Source organism: Kitasatospora sp. MAP12-44 (genome assembly GCF_029892095.1).
Lineage (GTDB): Bacteria > Actinomycetota > Actinomycetes > Streptomycetales > Streptomycetaceae > Kitasatospora.
On sequence record NZ_JARZAE010000004.1, the window covers coordinates 5,168,365 to 5,185,639 of the forward strand.

The 17,275-nt window shown below is 67.8% G+C and carries 12 protein-coding genes; 6 read left to right on the top strand and 6 right to left on the bottom strand.

Annotated elements, in window-relative coordinates; translation table 11 throughout:
* Positions 1-107: 107 nt before the first annotated feature.
* The gene (locus P3T34_RS24000; protein ID WP_280668107.1) at positions 108-1,922 is read right to left on the bottom strand and encodes a UvrD-helicase domain-containing protein; all 1,815 of its coding nucleotides are present in this window, start codon (positions 1,920-1,922) and stop codon (positions 108-110) included.
* A complete protein-coding gene (locus tag P3T34_RS24005) occupies positions 1,919-4,051 on the bottom strand; it encodes an ATP-dependent endonuclease (RefSeq protein ID WP_280668108.1) in 2,133 nt (710 codons plus the stop codon). Before P3T34_RS24005 ends, P3T34_RS24000 begins: the two co-directional genes overlap by 4 nt.
* 407 nt (positions 4,052-4,458) lie before the next feature.
* Here P3T34_RS24005 and P3T34_RS24010 point away from each other — a divergent pair, with 407 nt between their 5' ends.
* Positions 4,459-7,917, top strand: coding sequence for an AAA domain-containing protein (locus P3T34_RS24010; RefSeq protein ID WP_280668109.1), 3,459 nt, complete (start codon positions 4,459-4,461; stop codon positions 7,915-7,917).
* Positions 7,918-8,024: 107 nt separating this feature from the next.
* Here the strand turns inward: P3T34_RS24010 and P3T34_RS24015 are convergent, their stop codons facing one another.
* Positions 8,025-8,597 (bottom strand): hypothetical protein, encoded by a 573-nt coding sequence (locus P3T34_RS24015; RefSeq protein WP_280668110.1) that lies wholly within the window; start codon positions 8,595-8,597, stop codon positions 8,025-8,027.
* Between the two features lie 38 nt (positions 8,598-8,635).
* Positions 8,636-9,832 (bottom strand): XRE family transcriptional regulator, encoded by a 1,197-nt coding sequence (locus P3T34_RS24020; RefSeq protein WP_280672330.1) that lies wholly within the window; start codon positions 9,830-9,832, stop codon positions 8,636-8,638.
* 385 nt (positions 9,833-10,217) lie between these two features.
* On the opposite strand from P3T34_RS24020, the gene P3T34_RS24025 reads away from it, so the two are divergent.
* Together P3T34_RS24025 and P3T34_RS24030 are read left to right on the top strand one after the other, a co-directional pair.
* On the top strand, positions 10,218-12,263 hold the full coding sequence (locus tag P3T34_RS24025) for a thioredoxin domain-containing protein (RefSeq protein WP_280668111.1): 2,046 nt from the start codon (positions 10,218-10,220) through the stop codon (positions 12,261-12,263).
* 42 nt (positions 12,264-12,305) lie between these two features.
* Positions 12,306-13,193 carry a GNAT family N-acetyltransferase gene (locus P3T34_RS24030; RefSeq protein WP_280668112.1) on the top strand — a complete coding sequence of 296 codons (888 nt, stop codon included), beginning with the start codon at positions 12,306-12,308 and terminating at the stop codon, positions 13,191-13,193.
* Between the two features lies 1 nt (position 13,194).
* Here P3T34_RS24030 and P3T34_RS24035 read toward each other — a convergent pair whose 3' ends face one another.
* A complete protein-coding gene (locus P3T34_RS24035) occupies positions 13,195-14,163 on the bottom strand; it encodes a hypothetical protein (protein ID WP_280668113.1) in 969 nt (322 codons plus the stop codon).
* A gap of 255 nt (positions 14,164-14,418) precedes the next feature.
* On the opposite strand from P3T34_RS24035, the gene P3T34_RS24040 reads away from it, so the two are divergent.
* The 3 genes from P3T34_RS24040 (at position 14,419) to P3T34_RS24050 (ending at position 16,563) form a co-directional block, all read left to right on the top strand.
* Entirely contained in the window at positions 14,419-15,108 is a 690-nt protein-coding gene (locus tag P3T34_RS24040) for a papain-like cysteine protease family protein (RefSeq protein ID WP_280668114.1), read from the top strand.
* A 10-nt stretch (positions 15,109-15,118) separates the two neighbouring features.
* Positions 15,119-16,009, top strand: a complete 891-nt coding sequence (locus P3T34_RS24045; protein WP_280668115.1) for a hypothetical protein — start codon at positions 15,119-15,121, stop codon at positions 16,007-16,009.
* A gap of 173 nt (positions 16,010-16,182) precedes the next feature.
* Entirely contained in the window at positions 16,183-16,563 is a 381-nt protein-coding gene (locus tag P3T34_RS24050) for a hypothetical protein (protein WP_280668116.1), read from the top strand.
* Here the strand turns inward: P3T34_RS24050 and P3T34_RS24055 are convergent.
* Complete coding sequence (locus P3T34_RS24055) at positions 16,534-17,217, bottom strand: hemolysin III family protein (RefSeq protein ID WP_280668117.1); 684 nt, start codon at positions 17,215-17,217, stop codon at positions 16,534-16,536. The two genes, P3T34_RS24050 and P3T34_RS24055, sit on opposite strands and share 30 nt — an antisense overlap.
* Positions 17,218-17,275: the final 58 nt, after the last annotated feature.

Consider the following 17,275-nt stretch of genomic DNA (forward strand, 5'->3'; position numbering starts at 1 on the left):
AGGCTTTCGACGCGTCGCCGCGATCGGCCTGTGGCGATCGAGGAACTTGACACCAGGTCAGATGAATTGCCACAGGTAGTGCCAATTTCCTCCTGAGAAGAAGTTGGTCACCGTGCGGAGCCGAAGTTGTCACAACCCGGCTGGTCGACCCAAGGAGTGCCGTCAGACGAGTAGCTGACCGCGATGATGTTGGCTGGACCGACCCATTCCTCTAGGGTCTGCAGGGCATCCTTGGAGAGCTCAGTGGTGAATAGCAGGACGAGATCCTGCTGAGCGCGTGAGCACGCGACATAGAAGAGGTTCCGGGAGCGCTCGAACCTCTTGCGGTCCTCAGCGTCGAGTGAGCCACGATGAGGGAAGTCAGCGAGCATCTTCGGGAAGTTGTACCGAGTCCAGCCGCCGAAGACGGCCAGTACAGATGGGTACTCGGCGCCCTTGACACCGTGTTGGGTGGAAAACGGGGTCCTCTCGTCCACGTACTCGCGCAGAGCTATGATCTGGCGATACTGGACGTCTCTAAGCTTCCCGTACTCGACGATCCTTCGTGGTTCAGCCAGCACCTCACTGGGCGCCAGATCACTCAATGCGGACTTCCACCTCCGTTGGCGGTCAGAAATGGCTCGAGGAGGGGAAAAGTAGCCCTGCTTCAGTACAAGGTCCAGGACGTCGCCTACAGTTCCTCTGTCGCGGGCCACATCAAGCTGCCGGAAGAGGTCCACCCAGCCGGTCTTGTCGCTGTGGGATTTCATGCGGGGCCGAGATCGCCGCAGGACATCGAACATCTGCCCGTACTTCTTGCTGCGAAAAAATTCACAAGCTGGTTCCAGGGTCTCCAGCAGAAATGCGACGACCTCGTCCTGCTTTCGAACGTAGTCATCGTTGTACTTGAAAACGTCATTAATTTCGCCGAATCCCAATTCTTTGGCGATTGATGAATGGGTCAGCATGAGGGTCTTGAGTGGCTCGTCCCGTTCTGTCAAATTCCGCCTCTGGGCGTCCCCATTGACACAGCGAAGTGTTTCCTTCAATGCCGCGTCGGGGATCTGGCCTTTCTTTGAGCGAGACTCCCTTGGCCTGGTCCAGGCATTCGTATGATAAATCGTGACGGAGCCGATCTTGCGGCCAGGGACCGGAGCCTGAGGCAGCTCGGGGCGCATGTGATTAAGGAAGCTGACAACAGGCTGGCTGGAGCGCCAGTTGGCTCGTTTGTCGATTGCAGTGACCGGCAGATGATCAATTGCTCCGCAAGTCCGGTCGTAGATCTGTTGCCAGTGGTCACCAAAGAACCCGTAGGTCGACTCACTGGACAGGGATGTGACGTTGCCCAGCATGACCTCTGCCAGGCCGGCGGGAGTGTCCTGGTACTCGTCGACGAGGATTATTGGGAACCTGTCCGCGATGAGGGACCGGAATTTCTTATTCTTGAAGAATCTGATGGCGAGCTCCGGGACATCGTCGTGATGGAGGCGAACCACGCCCTCGTTGATGCCGCGAAAGCCCAGATCGTAACTGACCGAGCAATCATCGATGGGGATCCCATCATCCAGTATCCGAGCCCAGCCGGGAAGCGCGGGGATCTCCTGGAGAAGCATTTTTCGAAAGCCGGATATGATCTCCCAGAGAAATCCGTGAATCGTGCTGGCAAAGACGTGTGGGCTGGCATCGGTGCGACTGACTATCTCGTTGCGGGCAACGTTGGTATAGGTGACGCACGCCACTTGCTGACCTTCTCGGGCCAGGTATGTCGGCCGGTTGTTCAGGATGTGCCGGAGCGTATCGATGAGCGAGTGAGTCTTGCCGGCTCCAGCGCCGGCCTCCAATTTGAAGTTGCGTCGACTATCCAAGGCTATGAAGATCTCGCGCAGCGCGCGCTGACTCTCCTGATTCGCGGTGCTGTCTTCCCGGAAATCTGAGATCGTCATCCGACTGCCACCTGACTGTCCGGCGAGGTGTCACTGCTGCTGGCGCCGGACTCCGGCATGTCGGCCTCGGCTCGTGTTGGCGCTTGATCGAGGAGCCAGTCGAGACCGCGCTTGATATAGCGGGGGATCTCCCAGTTCTCCTCCTCTATGGCGAACCGAAGGGCGAAGTTGCTCTTCTTCTGCCCCTTTGCGATATCCCTGGCTTGCTGCTCACGCTCAGCGGTGCCCCTGGTCGCGACGTCGTCCAAGTTGAAGAGGGCGGGATTGGCGAGGATGAACGCATCCTCGAACGTTCGCCCGCACGCACCGCCAATAGTCTCAGGTACCTGGTAGACGAGCCCGCGCCTTCCGGTCACAGGTATTTCTTCCTCGGCGAGTTGGACCAACTCGGCAAGGGTGATTCCCTCTCGGGCGAACCACTTTTTGATTCCCTCGTTGGAGGTCGTGGTCCCCTCGGATACACAGCAGCTTTCGAGCTTCTTGGGGCTGGGCTTCACCGCGTCGAGGTCGGTGATGACGAGGGTCGGAAGCCCCAGGAAGTCAAGGAACGGATAAAAGAGATGAGCGTAAGCGCCGCCAACTTCCATGACAGCGACATACTGGCTCGACAGACTGCCTCGTTTCTCTCCGTCAGCCCGGTCGGACCTCGCGATTGCGGCAGGGATGAAAAGCCGTTCGCTTGTGCCCTCGATCAAGATGGCCTTGTCAGCGAAGAAGAGGTCGGCTCTCGTCAGGGTCAGGTACTTGTGCAGGAAGTCCTTACTTACTCCGGGCGCATCGGCAAGGTTCAGAACCTGTGAGCTCGTCGCGCCATCCGGATCGTCGTACTCGTCCAGCCGGAAGTACCTTACTGCGGAAAATCCGACTCTGTTGGCAATATGGGCAGAGTGGGTGGTCACCAGGAACTGCGCGTTCCAGGAGTGGGAATCCTGGTCTGCGACGGGGAATTTTTGCTTGAAGACTCCGAGTTGATGAATGAAGATCTCCTGCATCTGGGGGTGCAGGTGCGCCTCGGGCTCCTCGATGAACACCAAGTGCACGCAGGATTGGTTGCGCTGAGCCGCGTACTCCCGGTAGTAACTGAAGAGCGTGAGCAGGATGAGAAGCAGATTTCGGGAGCCCAGGCCACTGTATGACTCGGGTAGTTCGATGCCGGCCGAACCCGGGTACCTGATGCTGGTGAAGTTCGACAGGAGGCGTTTCGTGTCAAGGGTGGTCCGAGTAGAGAAGTTTCGGTTCCCCAGGCCGGGGTAGCCGAAGTCGGAGACTGTTGGTGCCATCTTGTTGTACATGTCCTGAAGTTGTTCGTCCAGGCTTGTAAAGATTGCATCAAGGGCACTTTCAGCGTCATTGGCAAATCCCTTGAGGAGGGAATCGCCATCCGCTTTCGAGGCGCCAATGAATAGCGATTCGAGGACCTTTCCGATTGGCTCCTTGAGTCTCTCTTTCTCGTCATCCAGGCCGCGCTGGGCTTTGACGAAGTCGACCTTGATCGCTCTGGCGACCGCGGCCATCGAAATGCTGCGGAAGTTAGTCACATCAGCCGGGTCCACGGCAATGGCGGACCGCTCGAAGAGATGGGTGATTCGAGGACCGACCAGAGCGAGGAGGACCGACTCGCCCCACCCCTCCACGAGGTCGTCTGGTCCGCCGCGGAAGAAGTCCTTCATTGCCCCCGGCTTCAGTGCGTAACGGACAGTGACAACCGCCTCGGTGCAGTCCAGGTCAAGGTCGACGATGAGTGAGCTGAGGGGCCCGTACTCGGTGGTGTCCTTGTCGTAGCTGATGAAGATGGTCAGCGAGATCTCCGGAAGCAGCTTCCGCGCTGCCTCCTCGTCCCCGGCGACGAATGCTTTGTAGGCCTGCGTGAACTCCGGGTAGGACTCCGCAGAGAAGTCCTCCACGCGGAGCCTGATGTCGCCGGGGCGGAGGAACCTGCTCAGTACCTCTGCCAGTGACGTCTTTCCGGTGTTATTGCGGCCTACGCAGACGGTGACGTCTTTGTCGAAGGCGACGCTGACGTTCCGCAGAAGGCGGAAGTTCTTGACGTCCGCTCTCGTGACCCTGGGTGGGCGCGCTGTCGGCACGGTCTGAGGCTGCTCGGAAAGCTCTGGCTGACTTGCGCTCACGATCGCTCCTGTCAGGACGCACTTGGCCCAAGACAGTAGCCTCGTACCGGTCCATCATGTGACCGTTCGGGGCGATCCCTTGCCCAGTCTGCTCAAGCGCGCCGGGGCGCCTGCGTGGCAGGCTCCGGGGAACTGGCCAACCACTCCCTGGCCGCAACAGCTGCCCTTGAGGGGCGCTGCTGATCACAGCGGACAGCGGGTCCGCCGTCAGCGCCGTTCGCCGACGCGATCCGGACCGTATCGCCGCCGTCCTCGACGCCGAGATCGTCCATCTGCAGGGACTCGTCTGCCAGGTCGCCGTAGTGGCGAGTGGTGAGTTGTATAACAAGCGCACACAGGGAGTGATCATCGTGGGATAGTTGTCGGAAGTGGCGTCGTTGCGTCCAGGTGGGCCAGGTGGGGGAACGTTGGCGCAGTGGATGGAGCAGCTGGTCCAGGCAGTGGACGAGGTGCTGGCTGGTGAGGGCCGCGGCGGCGGTCGCGCGGAATCTCCGAGGCACACGCGGGTCGGGGACGTGCACCACCTGGAGGACGGCTGGTACGGGCTGCCCACTTATGTGAGCCGGATCGACCCGGACGACCTTCAGGACATGCGGTTGGCGACCGGAGCCGGGCCCGACGATCGGCGGGGGCGGTCGTTCACCGTCCTCGGCTGGCGGGTCGAGTCGGAGCGGGTCCGCCTCCAGGTGGCGGCCCATGCACCCCGGAGCGGATTAGCGCTGTGGGCGGTGCGGCGCCCGCCCGATTTCCTGCTCCGCTCACTGCGCGAGGCACTGGCGGCCTTGCCGGACACCGGACTCGCAGAGCGGTTGGTCAGCGGCCGGATCGACGCGGTTGCGCCCGCGGAGACCTCGGCCTGCGATGGTGTCCTGGAGGGTGGCCAGGCACAGGCGTACCTGGCCTGCACCTCTCCAGGCTTGCGGTTGGTCTGGGGGCCGCCCGGCACGGGGAAGACGACCGTGCTGACCCGGGCGTTGAGTGACCTGGCCCTGCGGGGCAAGCGGGTCCTGCTGGTCTCTGGTACCAACGTGGCAGTGGACAACGCGTTGGAGGGCGTGCTCAAGGAGCGCCTGTCGTTGCCGCCCGGCCTGATGGTCCGGGTCGGCTCTCCCGCGCTCCGTCATGTGGCCGAGGACTCGCGGGTTTCGCTGCCCTTGTTGGTGCGGGCGAAGGTGGCGGAGGCTGAGCGGGCAGTGGAGGGGATCGCCGAGCAACTCGCAGCCCTGGCAGGCGAACCGGCGCTGACCGAACTGCGCGGGACGGAGACCCGACTTGCCGGTTTCGATCCCGAAACGTACGAACGGGCCAAGGAACGTCTTGCCCACGGCGTTCTGGTGGAGCGCCTCGCGATCGAACTGGAGGCAGGTGAAGCGGGCGAGGCGGACGCCCGAACCCGGAGTGAGTACGCCTCTGCTGGGCACCAGGAGGCGCGGGGGCGCTGGGAGAGCTGGGCGCCCCAGCGGGCTCTGCTTGAGCAGGTGGCGCAGTGGCAGGCCGAGATCGAGAAGGGGGAGCAGAGCGGGCAGCACCTGCGGGCCGGGCTGTTCGACGCCGAGGCCGCGCTGGCCGCTCTGGACACCGAGGAACGTGAACTCGACGGGCGGGGTCGTCTGCGGACCATGCGGCGGCGAGGCGAGATCCAGCGCGAACGAACCGAGCAGACCCGACGCCGAGTTGCTCTTCAGCAGCAGGTCGCCCAGGCCACCGAGACCTACTCCGCCCACCATGACGTACTGCGCCGGCGCATCGCCCAGGCGCGGGCTGCCGCGCATCCTGTCGATGACACCGCGCTGCGCCTGCAACTGGCGCTGATCGATTCGACCGCTGCCGTCCAGGCCAAAGTGGACCAGGATCTCACGCTCGCCCAGCAGACGGCGCAGGCCGCCCGGCACCGGCTGCGGACGGCCCAGCAGGACCACCGTCCCCAGCCCGAGGACGCTGATCTGGTGCGGGCCGCAGACAGCGCCGGACTGCCCCGGCTGGCTGTCCGGCTCCGGGAACTGCGGGGTTTCTGTGCTGGTCTGCTGGCTCGGCAGGGCGAGTTGGAGCGCGAACACGAGCGTCTCGTGCGGGAGCTGGCGCGCCGACGCTCCCAGGCCGAGCCCGAGCTGATCCGCGGGGCGAGCGTGGTGGCCACCACGCTCGCCCGGTTGCGGCTCAATCGGACCGTGGCTGACGGGCCTTATGACGTCGTACTGGTCGACGAGGCCGGGGCCGCACTGCTGCCCGAGCTGATCGTCGCGGTCACCAAGGCCAAGGAGACCGTCGTCCTGTTCGGGGACTTCTGCCAGCTCGGCCCGGTCATGCCCAAGCGCGTGCCTAAGCAGCCGGAGCTGGAGCGGTGGATTCGCACGGACTGCTTCGAGCTGGTGGGCATCCGCACGCCCGCCGACGCGCTGGCGCACCCCGGCTGCGCGGCGCTGCTCACCACGCACCGGTTCGGCCCCGACACCACCGATCTGGTCAACCGGATCGCCTACGGCGGGACGCTCAGGTCGGCCCGCCCGGTGCGGGACCGGGCCCTCGACCCGGAGATCATCCTGGTCACCACTGACGGACTCGGCGAGGGCGACGACGGAATCGCTTCCGCACGGCGGGTGCCGGGCGAAAAGGGCCGCTGGTGGGTTGCCGGCAGTCTGCTGGCGACCGCACTGGCCGAGCGCCACCACGACGAGGGTGAGAGCGTCGGCATCGTCACGCCGTACAAGCTGCAGGCCCAGGTGACGCACGACTGGCTCCACGACCAGGGCCGGCTCTTCCGTACCCCCGCGGTGGAGGTGGGTACGGCGCACCGCTTCCAGGGCCGGGAGTTCGACGTGGTCATCCTGGACCTGGTGGAGGACGGTGTGCTTCCGGGGTGGGCCGCAGTCGGCGACTTCAAGGACCCGCGCGGCTACCCGAAGGATGGAGCCAGACTCTTCAACGTGGGTGCGACGCGAGCCCGCCAGCGTGTCTACGTGCTCGCGGCCTGGGACGCTCTGGCCAGAGCGGACAAAGGGACGGTACTGGCCCAGTTGCGGGACATGGCGAGAGCGCAGCCCGTGCCATTGGTGGGCGGCGTCCGTTCCGGTCAACTCCTCGGTCTGTCCGACGGCGAGTCGCCGGGGCTGAACCCGTTGCAGCAGGAGATCTGGCATGCCTTCGAGGGCCACGTCCGGTACACCGCGATCCACGACGAGGACAGCTACTTCCCCGACGCCCTCGATGCCATCGACCAGGCACGCCACAGCATTTGGCTCTGGTCGCCCTGGTACACCAAGCGCATGTGGGAGGTGCTCCCGCGGCTTCACGACGCGCGCCGTCGTGGTGTGCGGATACACCTCTTCGTCACCCACGAGAGCGACAGTCTGCTGCAGGGTCAGCTGGCGAAACCGACCACCGCGGCCGACGCTGCGCGTCGGCTGCCCGAACTCAAGGCGGTGGCCGACACCGTGGTGGAGATCAAGGACATGCATCAGAAGATCCTGGTGGTCGACGAGCAGCTCTGCTTCCTCGGCAGCCTCAACACCTTGTCCCACGCGCCTGGCGGTCAGGGCCGGCGGGAGATCATGGTCCCGTTCCGGGGACGCCGCTTCGCCCGCCACATCCTTGAACACGAGAACGCTGACCTGTTGCTCCACCCGCCCGTCTGCCCCGACCACGGCGCCCAGGCCGAACTGCGCAAGTACACGATCCCGTCCAAGCAGCGCCCGGCAGGGTCCCCGCACACGACCAGTCACCCAGCCCAGCGCTACTTCGTCTGGGCTTGTCCCACGCGCACCACCGTGGCCGGACCCGACGGGACGACCGGCACCGTCGGTTGCGACCGACGGAAGGCGCTGCGCCCTGACGAAGCCGGGTACCTGGGGAAGCAGCCGCCCCTGTAGCGACCCGGCCCGCTACTACTTCCTCACCACCCCAGCGTTGTTGATGCTCCGGTGTTCCCAGGGAGGCACCAGCAGCTTTCGAAGGTTAGAGCTAAGTTAGGTCCAGGCTAGGGGTGACCGACTCGGCGAAGCCTGCCAGTCATGAAATCCTGGGCTGTGTAGTCTTGGCCGCGCCCTGCGGCCTTCAATGAGTCGGCATAAGCGACCGCATCGCTGGCATCCAACTTGCCGCTCTTGACCATGATTGAAAGAAGTTTGTGGACGCTGAAAGGCGTCAGGCCGTGGTTCAGTGACTCAACGCGCGCACCGTAGTCCTCGGTCAAGATTTGTGGCCGGACCATGGTGAGCCGCCCCGCCATGCTCATGATCATCGACTCGGCCCAGTGCTCGCGCTCGTGCTTGAGAGGGCGCCCGCCTCGCACGACCTCTTGAATCGCTAGAACATGTTGACTGTCGGTCATGTCAGTGGTGTCCACTGGTTCGCCAAGCCATGCCAGTTGCTCGAGCGCTGCTTCCGCAAGATCCCGGGCGTCGCTGTTGCCGGCAGCCAGGAACTCCAGCTCGTCGACGACGACGTCGAGCAGTGCCCGCCGTTGGTGGCCCAATTCGCGCTCGACCGCTGCGCGTAGGGCGTCGTCGGCAGCCAGCGTGACGAGAGATGAGGTGTCGATGAACCACACCACAGGCTTCGGGGGCGCAGGCTTCGCGCCGGAGGTGCTCAGGTGAGCACCTCTTCGCTAACCTCCATGATGTCGTCCCATAGTTCGTCGTCGTCCTCGCGCTCCAGCAGGGCGGCCACGGGCCCCAGACCCATCTGCTGAAGCCGGGCTGCCCCTACCGCTGACTGTAGAAGCCGTTCGGGCGCCCTGACGTGGTGCAGTGGTCGGATCCATGCACCGTTTGGGGCGACCGAGGGATGTCGGGCGACGAGATTGCCCACCTTCTGGCTCTTCAGCCGTTGGCCCTGCTCGAAGGTGATGAGGCCCATGAGGCAGAGTTGGTAGACGAGAGCGGCAAGCGAGACTCCGAACTGCTCCATGAGGGCCACCACGCTCCGCTCCGTGGCCTGTCCTGCACTACGCCAGGCCAACGTCTCGCGGATGCCCTCTTCTGGAACCAGCAAGTGCCCGGCGAAGGCATTGACCCGCCTCTCCTGGAGGTCGTCGGCGAACATGTCGTGCTCGCCCTCGCTGATCACGTCTCGTGGGTCGCCCAGCAGGTGGTGGCCGAGTTCGTGGGCCAGGGTGAATCGGACGTGTCCTTCGGAGAAGTCGGTACTGGCGACAATCAGCGCCACGTTGGCGGCGTGGACGCACAGACCGTCAGCCGCTGTTCCGAGCGGGGACAGGGCCACGTCCACCCCGAAGTTCCGCTCGATCAGGCCCGGAAGGTCGCCGACCTCGTGGGTTCCCAGGCCCAGCTCGCGGCGCAGATGCTGGGCAAGACGCTTCCCTTGCCGCTGGGCCTCTGCCTTAGTGCGAGGCGGGGCGGCGAACTCGCTGCGTGCGTATTCGCGCACCCGCCTGCCAGCATCGGTGAGACGCACCGGCCACGGCGTGGCACGTTGCGCCAGGGCGTCCTCCACCTCCAGCAACTGCAGGGCCCGGCGCTTGGCTTTGTTGTCCTCGCCGGGTCCGGCTTCTGCGGCGAGCCGGTGCGCCATCGCGAGCGTGGGACGGAAGGGGGCGCCAAGGAGGTGGGCGATGCTAACTCCGAGTGCCTCTGCAAACTTCGGCAGTTCCCTGCTGCTGACCTTGCGACGACCATGCTCGATCTTCGAAATCTGATCCTTGCCCAGCCCCACCAGGACACCCAGTGCATCGCCAGTAAGTGCTCGGCGTGCCCTAGCCTCTGCGACTCGTCGGCCAACGTTAGTCGTCTCCGTGGAGTCAATGTCAGCCGAGACCGGAGTCATCGGCCCGAGTGCCTCTAGGCCCGTGAGTCCGCCTGCCACCTCTGCCTCCCCGTCCGTAGTCTTCGCCAAGTACAGTATCCGGCTTCCAGCCCCAAGGCGCAACAATCCCTACAAGGGCGTTGCGCGAGTGTCACCGTGGCGACTGCGATCGGGGGCCGCCCTGACGGTTGCAGTCTGCATGGGGGGAGTGCGTGGGGGATGACGACCTTCCCGGTGCGGTGTAGTCGGCCAATTAACGACGGGGGTGCCAGTTGCAGTGGCGGCCTCGGTGCAGAGGGGTGATCGTCGTCCACCATGTGATGGCGCATGAGTGCAATTCGGCCAAGCGGACGGAGGTGCGCGGGTTCCACGCTCGGGGTCGGCGCACTGTGAGAGGCTGGCTCACATGAACCGGTTGGCTGGCGTGACCTCGCCTTATTTGCTTCAGCATGCCGAGAATCCGGTCGATTGGTGGCCCTGGGGACCGGATGCCTTCGAGGAAGCACGGCGGCGCAATGTACCCGTTCTGCTATCAGTCGGTTACGCTGCGTGCCACTGGTGCCATGTCATGGCGCACGAGTCCTTTGAGGATGAGGTGGTGGCCGCGTATGCCAATGAGCACTTCGTCGCGGTGAAGGTGGACCGCGAGGAGCGGCCGGATGTGGATGCCGTCTATATGGAGGCGGTGCAGGCGGCGACCGGGCAGGGCGGGTGGCCGATGACGGTGTTCCTGACGCCGGAGCGGGAGCCGTTCTACTTCGGGACGTACTTCCCGCCGGAGCCCCGGCACGGGATGCCGGCGTTCCGGCAGGTGCTGGAGGGGGTGACGGCGGCCTGGCGGGAGCGGCGGGACGAGGTGGCCGAGGTGGCCGGGCGGATCCGGGCCGATCTGGCGGAGCGGGCGGCGGTCTACGGCGCGGGCGCCGGGATGCACCCGCCGGGTGAGCTGGACCTGGAGCAGGCGGTGGCCGCGCTGGGGCGTGGCTTCGACGCGCGGCGCGGCGGGTTCGGGGGCGCGCCCAAGTTCCCGCCGTCCATGGTGCTGGAGTTCCTGCTGCGCCACCACGCCCGCACGGGTGAGGAGAGCGCCCTGGAGATGGTGACGCGGACGTGCGAGGCGATGGCGCGCGGCGGCATCTACGACCAGCTCGGCGGCGGCTTCGCGCGCTACTCGGTGGACGCCGAGTGGGTGGTGCCGCACTTCGAGAAAATGCTGTACGACAATGCGCTGCTGATCAGGGTCTATCTGCACCTGTGGCGGGCCACCGGGGACGAGCGGGCGCGCCGGGTCGCGTTGGAGACCGCTGACTTCCTGCTGACCGAACTGCGCACCCCGGAGGGCGGGTTCGCCTCGGCGCTGGACGCCGACAGTCTGGAGGCGGCCACCGGCAAGTCGGTCGAGGGGGCCTACTACGCGTGGACGCCAGGGCAGTTGGCCGAGGTGCTGGGCGAGCGGGACGGCGCGCTGGCCGCCGAGCTGTTCAGCGTGACGGAGCAGGGGACCTTCGAGAAGGGGAGTTCGGTGCTGCAGCTGCTCCGGGATCCCGCGGACGACGAGGCGTACGGGCGGATCCGCGCCCGGTTGCTCGCCGCCCGCAGTGAGCGGCCGGCGCCCGCGCGGGACGACAAGGTGGTGGCCGCCTGGAACGGCCTGGCCATCGCCGCACTGGCCGAGACCGGCGCCCTGCTGGACCGCCCGGACCTGGTGGAGGCCGCCGCCCGCGCCGCCGACCTGCTGCTCTCCGTTCATCTGAGCGCCGAGGGGCGGCTGCTGCGCACCTCGCGGGACGGCCGGCCCGGGCCGAACGCGGGCGTCCTGGAGGATTACGCGGACACCGCCGAGGGGTTCCTCGCGCTCTACGCGGTGACCGGTGAGAGCGCCTGGCTCGACCTCGCCGGCGGCCTGCTGGACACGGTGCTGAAGCACTTCACGGACGAGGCCTCGGGTTCGCTCTACGACACGGCCGACGACGCCGAGCAGCTGATCCGCCGGCCGCAGGACCCGACCGACAACGCCACGCCCTCCGGTTGGACGGCGGCTGCGCACGCGCTGCTGACGTACGCCGCGTACACCGGCTCCGATCGCCACCGCACCGCCGCCGAACGGGCGTTGGGCGTGGTGGGCGCGCTGGCGGTGAAGGCGTCACGGTTCGTCGGCTGGGGGCTGGCGGCTGCCGAGGCGCTGGCCGACGGGCCGCGTGAGGTCGCGGTGGTCGGCCCGGCCGGCGACCCGCGGACGGCCCGGCTGCACCGGACGGCGCTGCTGGCCACCGCGCCCGGCGCGGTGGTCGCGCTGGGCGAGCCGACGGCCGAGCCGGGGGTGCCGCTGCTGGCCGACCGCCCGCTGCTCGGCGGCGAGCCGGCGGCGTACGTCTGCCGGCACTTCAGCTGCGACGCGCCGACGGCTGATCCGGCTGAGCTGGCGCGGCGGTTGGGCGTGCGGACCGCCTGAATATCGGGTGCACGGAGGGCGGCGGCCGGGTCAGGATGGGCCATGACCTGGACCTTGAGTACGTCGCTGGACGAGTACACCGCGGCGGCCGGTGAGTTCCTCGCCGCCTATCCGGCGCAGAACACGGTGCTGCTGACCATCGCGGACCATCTCGCGGCCGGCGAATCCGGCGGTGGGTCGGCCGGGGGCGAAGCGCGCTTCGGCTGGTGGCGGCCCGCCGCGGGTGGGCCGGTGCGGGCGGCCTTCGCCCAGACCCCGCCGCAGCTGGTCCAGTTGGGGCAGGCCCCGGTGGAGGCCGCCGCCGAGCTGGCACGGGCGCTGGCCGGGGAGCGGACGACAGACCGGACGACAGAGCGGGCGGGGGAGCGGATGGCGGTGCCCGGCGTGGGCGGTGAAGCGGCCGCCGCCGAGGCCTTCGCCGCCGCCTGGGTCCAGGTCGTGGGCGGCAGCGCCCGCCGGGTGCAGCGCCTGCGCCTGTACCGGCTGGGCGCGTTGAAGCCGCCGGTGGTGGCCGGGCAGCTGCGCCGGGCCGACCCGGAGGACCGGGAGCTGCTGATCGGCTGGACCCACGCCTTCGCCGACGAGGTCTCCGCGACCATCCCCGACGTTGCCGCAGCGGTCGACCGGCGGCTGTCCGCGGGCAACTTCCACCTCTGGGAGGTCGGCGGGCGGACTGTCGCGTTTGCCGGGCTGTCGTCGGCGCTGGCCGGCATGGTGCGGGTCGGTCCGGTCTTCACCCTGCCCGAGCAGCGCGGCCGCGGCTACGGCAGCGCCGTCACGGCGGCCGTTTCGACCGAGGCGCTGCGCCGGGGCGCGTCCGAGGTGCTGCTCTACGCCGATCTCGCCAATCCGACCAGCAACTCCATCTACCAGCAGATCGGTTACCGCGAGGTGGAGGACCGGGTCGTCATCGCGTTCGATGCGGAGTGAGTCACTCCCAGTCCCAGCCGACCCCCAGCAGGCACGGCGTCAGCCCGGTGGCGATCAGGTGCACGCAGCCGTAGCCGTCCAGGGTGAGCTCCTCGCGCTCGAAGGGCGCCGAGCCGGGGGCCCGGCTGGCGAAGCGGTGGCAGCGCACCGGCAGCGCGTCGGGGTGGAATGAGACCTGCAGAATGTACTGCCCGGCACCGGAGTTGAAGCCGCGGACATACTCGTTGCCGGGCTCCGGCGCGGGGGCGTCGTCGAAGCCGTAGCTGAGCAGATGGGTCTCGCCGGTGCGCATCCGACGGTCCAGCAGCAGCTCGGCGACCAGGAGTTGGGATGACCGGTCGCGCCGGACCCGGCCGGGGCGGCAGTTCTCCTCGGCGCGCACCCGCACCTGTTCCACGTCGCAGCCCGGGTCGCCCTGGTAGATGGCGAGGTAGCGGTCGATGCCGTCGCGATGGGCGCGCAGCACGTGTTGCGAGTCGCGGCGCAGCAGTTGGCGGTCGGGGCCGAGCCGGATCCGCTCCAGGTGGGTGATGGTGTGCAGGCCGGTGTCGCGCGGGCCGGGCAGTTCGGCGAGCAGTCCGTCCACCGCGCTGGCGGGGGCGATCAGGTCGCGGTAGGGGCGGGTCAGCACGGCGGCCGCGCCCTCGACCAGGGCCTGCCGTGGGCCGAGCAGCCGGGTCAGTGAGTGCGCGGGCAGGTCGAGTACGTCCTCCAACGCCCTTACCGCGCGCAATGATTCGGGTCGCTCGGGGCGGCGCCGGCCCTGCTGCCAGTAGCTGAGGCTGGTCACCCCGATGCGCACCCCGCGCAGCGCGAGGTGCTGCTGCACCCGGTGCAGGGCGAGGCCGCGGGTCCGCAGGGCGGTGCGCAGCGCCAGATGGAACGGTCCGGTGCGCAGGGCCGTTGCCAGGTCGGGCTGTGCGGAGTGCGAGGTGCGCGACGGGTATGCGGTGGGCGAACTGCGCTGCATGGAGTCTCCGTCCCAGGGGCGTGGTGGTGAATATTCACATGTCCCCGACCGGGTGTCACCCCTTCCGGAGAGCAGCGGCGTCGGCCGTTCACATCTGGAACGCCGCATTCACATCGAACTACGGGCGCCCAAAGGCCCGTTGACCTGGGCAGCTCAACGGGCCGATGCTTCGTGACACCCCGTCGCCGATCCGGACGGTGCCGGGGGCGCGTGTCCCCCACTTCCCTTCCCTGCAAGTCCGCAAGGAGGAAACGCATGTCCCCTTCCGGTACGACTCGTCCAAGAGCCAGGCTGCGCAAGGCGGTTGCCGTCATCGCGCTCGGCGTGCTGGCCCCGGCGCTGACCGCGGCCACCAGCACCACGGCCTCGGCCGCCGCGAACCCGGCCGCCCCTGCCTCGGCCGCCGCGAACCCGGTCCCCACCCGGGTCCGCGCGGCCGGCGCCGCCGGAAGCCTCTCCACCGGCACCTCGAAGATCCTCAACATCAGCATGCAGCAGCAGTCCAACACCAACTGGTGCTGGGCGGCCAGCGGCGACACCATCGCCGACTGGTTCGGCTACAACTACACCCAGAACCAGTTCTGCGACGCCGCGTTCGGCCGCTCGCTCAGCTCCACCTGCCCCAACAACGAGGCCGCGCTGGACGACGTGCAGAACGCGCTGAGCTGGATCGGCATCAACCCGGGCGACTACGTCACCGGGTACCTCTACTACAGCACCATCCAGACCGAGATCGCCGCCAACCGCCCAGTGGAGTCGCGCATCCAGTGGTCCTCGGGCGGCGGCCACATGGAGGTGCTGTACGGCTACGACACCAGCAACAACTGGGTGTACTGGGGCGACCCCTGGCCGTCGGACTACCGCTACAACTGGGCTGACTACAACTACTACGTCAGCAACAGCTCGTTCTCCTGGACCCACTCCCTCTACCAGATCGGCGCGTGAGGAGGCAGCCATGACGACAACCATGACGACAACACGTCGGAGATTCGCTACGACCGGCCGTTCGGCCGCGACGGTGGTGCTCGCCGCCACCCTCGGCCTGCTGGCCGCCCCGCTCGCCCAGGCCGCACCCGCCGCGACACCCCCCGCGGTCGCCCAGAGTGACCTGGCGGCGGCCCGCAGCGCGGTCCAAGCCCCTTCGGTGCTCGACCAGTTGGGGCACTTCTTCGCCCGCGGCGGAGTGCCGCCGACGCAGCCCCTCCAGCTCGGCGCGGCAGCCGAGGCGCAGGCCGCCGCACAGGCCGCGCCGCGGCTGACCGGCGCGACGGTCGCGGTCTACACCCTCGACCCGGGCTTCGTCGCGCAGACCCAGGGCGCCCCGGTGGCCCGGGCGGACTTCGCGGCCACCGAGGTGGTCTCGGCGGACGGCCGCAAGGCCTCGGTCTGGACCGTCCAGCAGAACGGCGGCTGGAGGGTGGTCAACATCGCCTCGGGCAGCGACGAGACCGACTACGCGGCCCAGGGCGCGCGCAGCGGCGGCGGCACGGTCTTCCGGGAACCGCAGGTCAACGCCTGGTATGTGCTGCGCGGCAACCGGGTGCTGCCGTTGGACGCGGAGGCGCGCGGCTCGGTCGGCGCCGGCGGGGTGACCCTGGCGGCGTACCAGCGGCTGGTGCACCAGCGCTACGGCGACAAGCTGCCGGGCTCGGCCTACGACAAAGCCGGCCTGGGCGGCGGCTTCTCAACCGGCGCCGCACCCGCACCCGCACCCGCAGGAGTCGCCGCACCCGCGGACGGCGGCGCGCTCCCGGCGCTGACGGCCGCGGCGGCGCTCGGGATCACGGCGCTCGCGGGCGTCGGGCTGGCCACCCGCCGCCGCAGGGGTCGCACAGCAGTGCGCTAGTCACACAGAGGAGTGCCCCCACGGTGACCCCGTGGGGGCACTCCGTCATGTGCTTCCCGCTCCGGCACCTGGAGTTGATGAAACATTGATGCGCCGTTCGCCCGTCGACGACTACGCCCTGTCACCGTGAGTAGATACCATGTGCCATTGGGTCAGAGTGGAAGGGGTGGGCCATGGCCGGAGGGGACGCGCGCGATCTGCAGCTCTGGGGCGGGGTGGCCGTGGTCGGCGCCGCGCTGGCGGTGGTCGCCGGGTACCTGGCGGACGGCGCGCCACTGGTCTGGGCGGTCGCATCGGTCGAGGCGCTGCTGGTGATGGTCTTCGTCGGTCGCCGGTTCCGGTACATGGCCCAGCGGCGCCCGGTGGCCGCGCACGGCTCGCCCGCGGACGCCGCGCACTGCGAGCGCTGCCGTCGGGCGCGCGAGCTGCACGACGGGCTGGCCGAGCGCCGCGGCGCGGCGTCCGCCCGGCGCCTGAGCGAGCACCGCCGGGGTGACGGCCGCCGCGCCCAGGATCACCGGAGCTCAGCTGATCGCGTTGTAGGCCACCAGTGAGACGCCCACGTACTGCACGATGAAGGCCCCCAGGGTCAGTGCGTGGAAGACCTCATGGAACCCGAACCAGCGCGGTGACGGGTTGGGCCGCTTCAGCCCGTAGACCACGCCGCCGGCGCTGTAGAGCAGACCGCCGATGATCAGCAGGGTCACCACGGCCGCGCCGCCGGTCCGCAGGAAGTCCGGCAGGAAGAAGACGGCCGCCCAGCCCAGTGCGAGGTAGCAAGGGGTGTAGAGCCAGCGCGGCGCGCCGACCCAGAAGACCCGGAACGCGATCCCCGCCAGCGCTCCACCCCAGACCAGCCAGAGCAGCAGCTGCTGGCGCCCGCCGTTCAGCAGCAGGATGGTGAACGGCGTGTAGGACCCCGCGATGATCAGGAAGATGTTCGCGTGGTCGAGCCGGCGCAGGATCGCGTCGCCGCGCGGGCCCCAGGTGAAGCGGTGGTAGACCGCGCTGACCCCGAACAGCAGCCAGGCGCTGGCCGAGTAGACGGCGCAGGCGATCTTGGCCTGCGGGCTGTCGGCCAGGCAGATCAGTACGATCCCGGCCGCCACGGAGGCGGGGAACATTCCGGCGTGCAGCCAACCGCGCCAGAGCGGCTTGGTGGGCAGGGGGGCGCCGCTCGGCGTCTCGTCCGCAGTCATGGCGGTCATCTTACCTACGGGTCCGTAGGTTACTGGTAAGTAGGTAGTGGCCCTCATCACTTTTGGC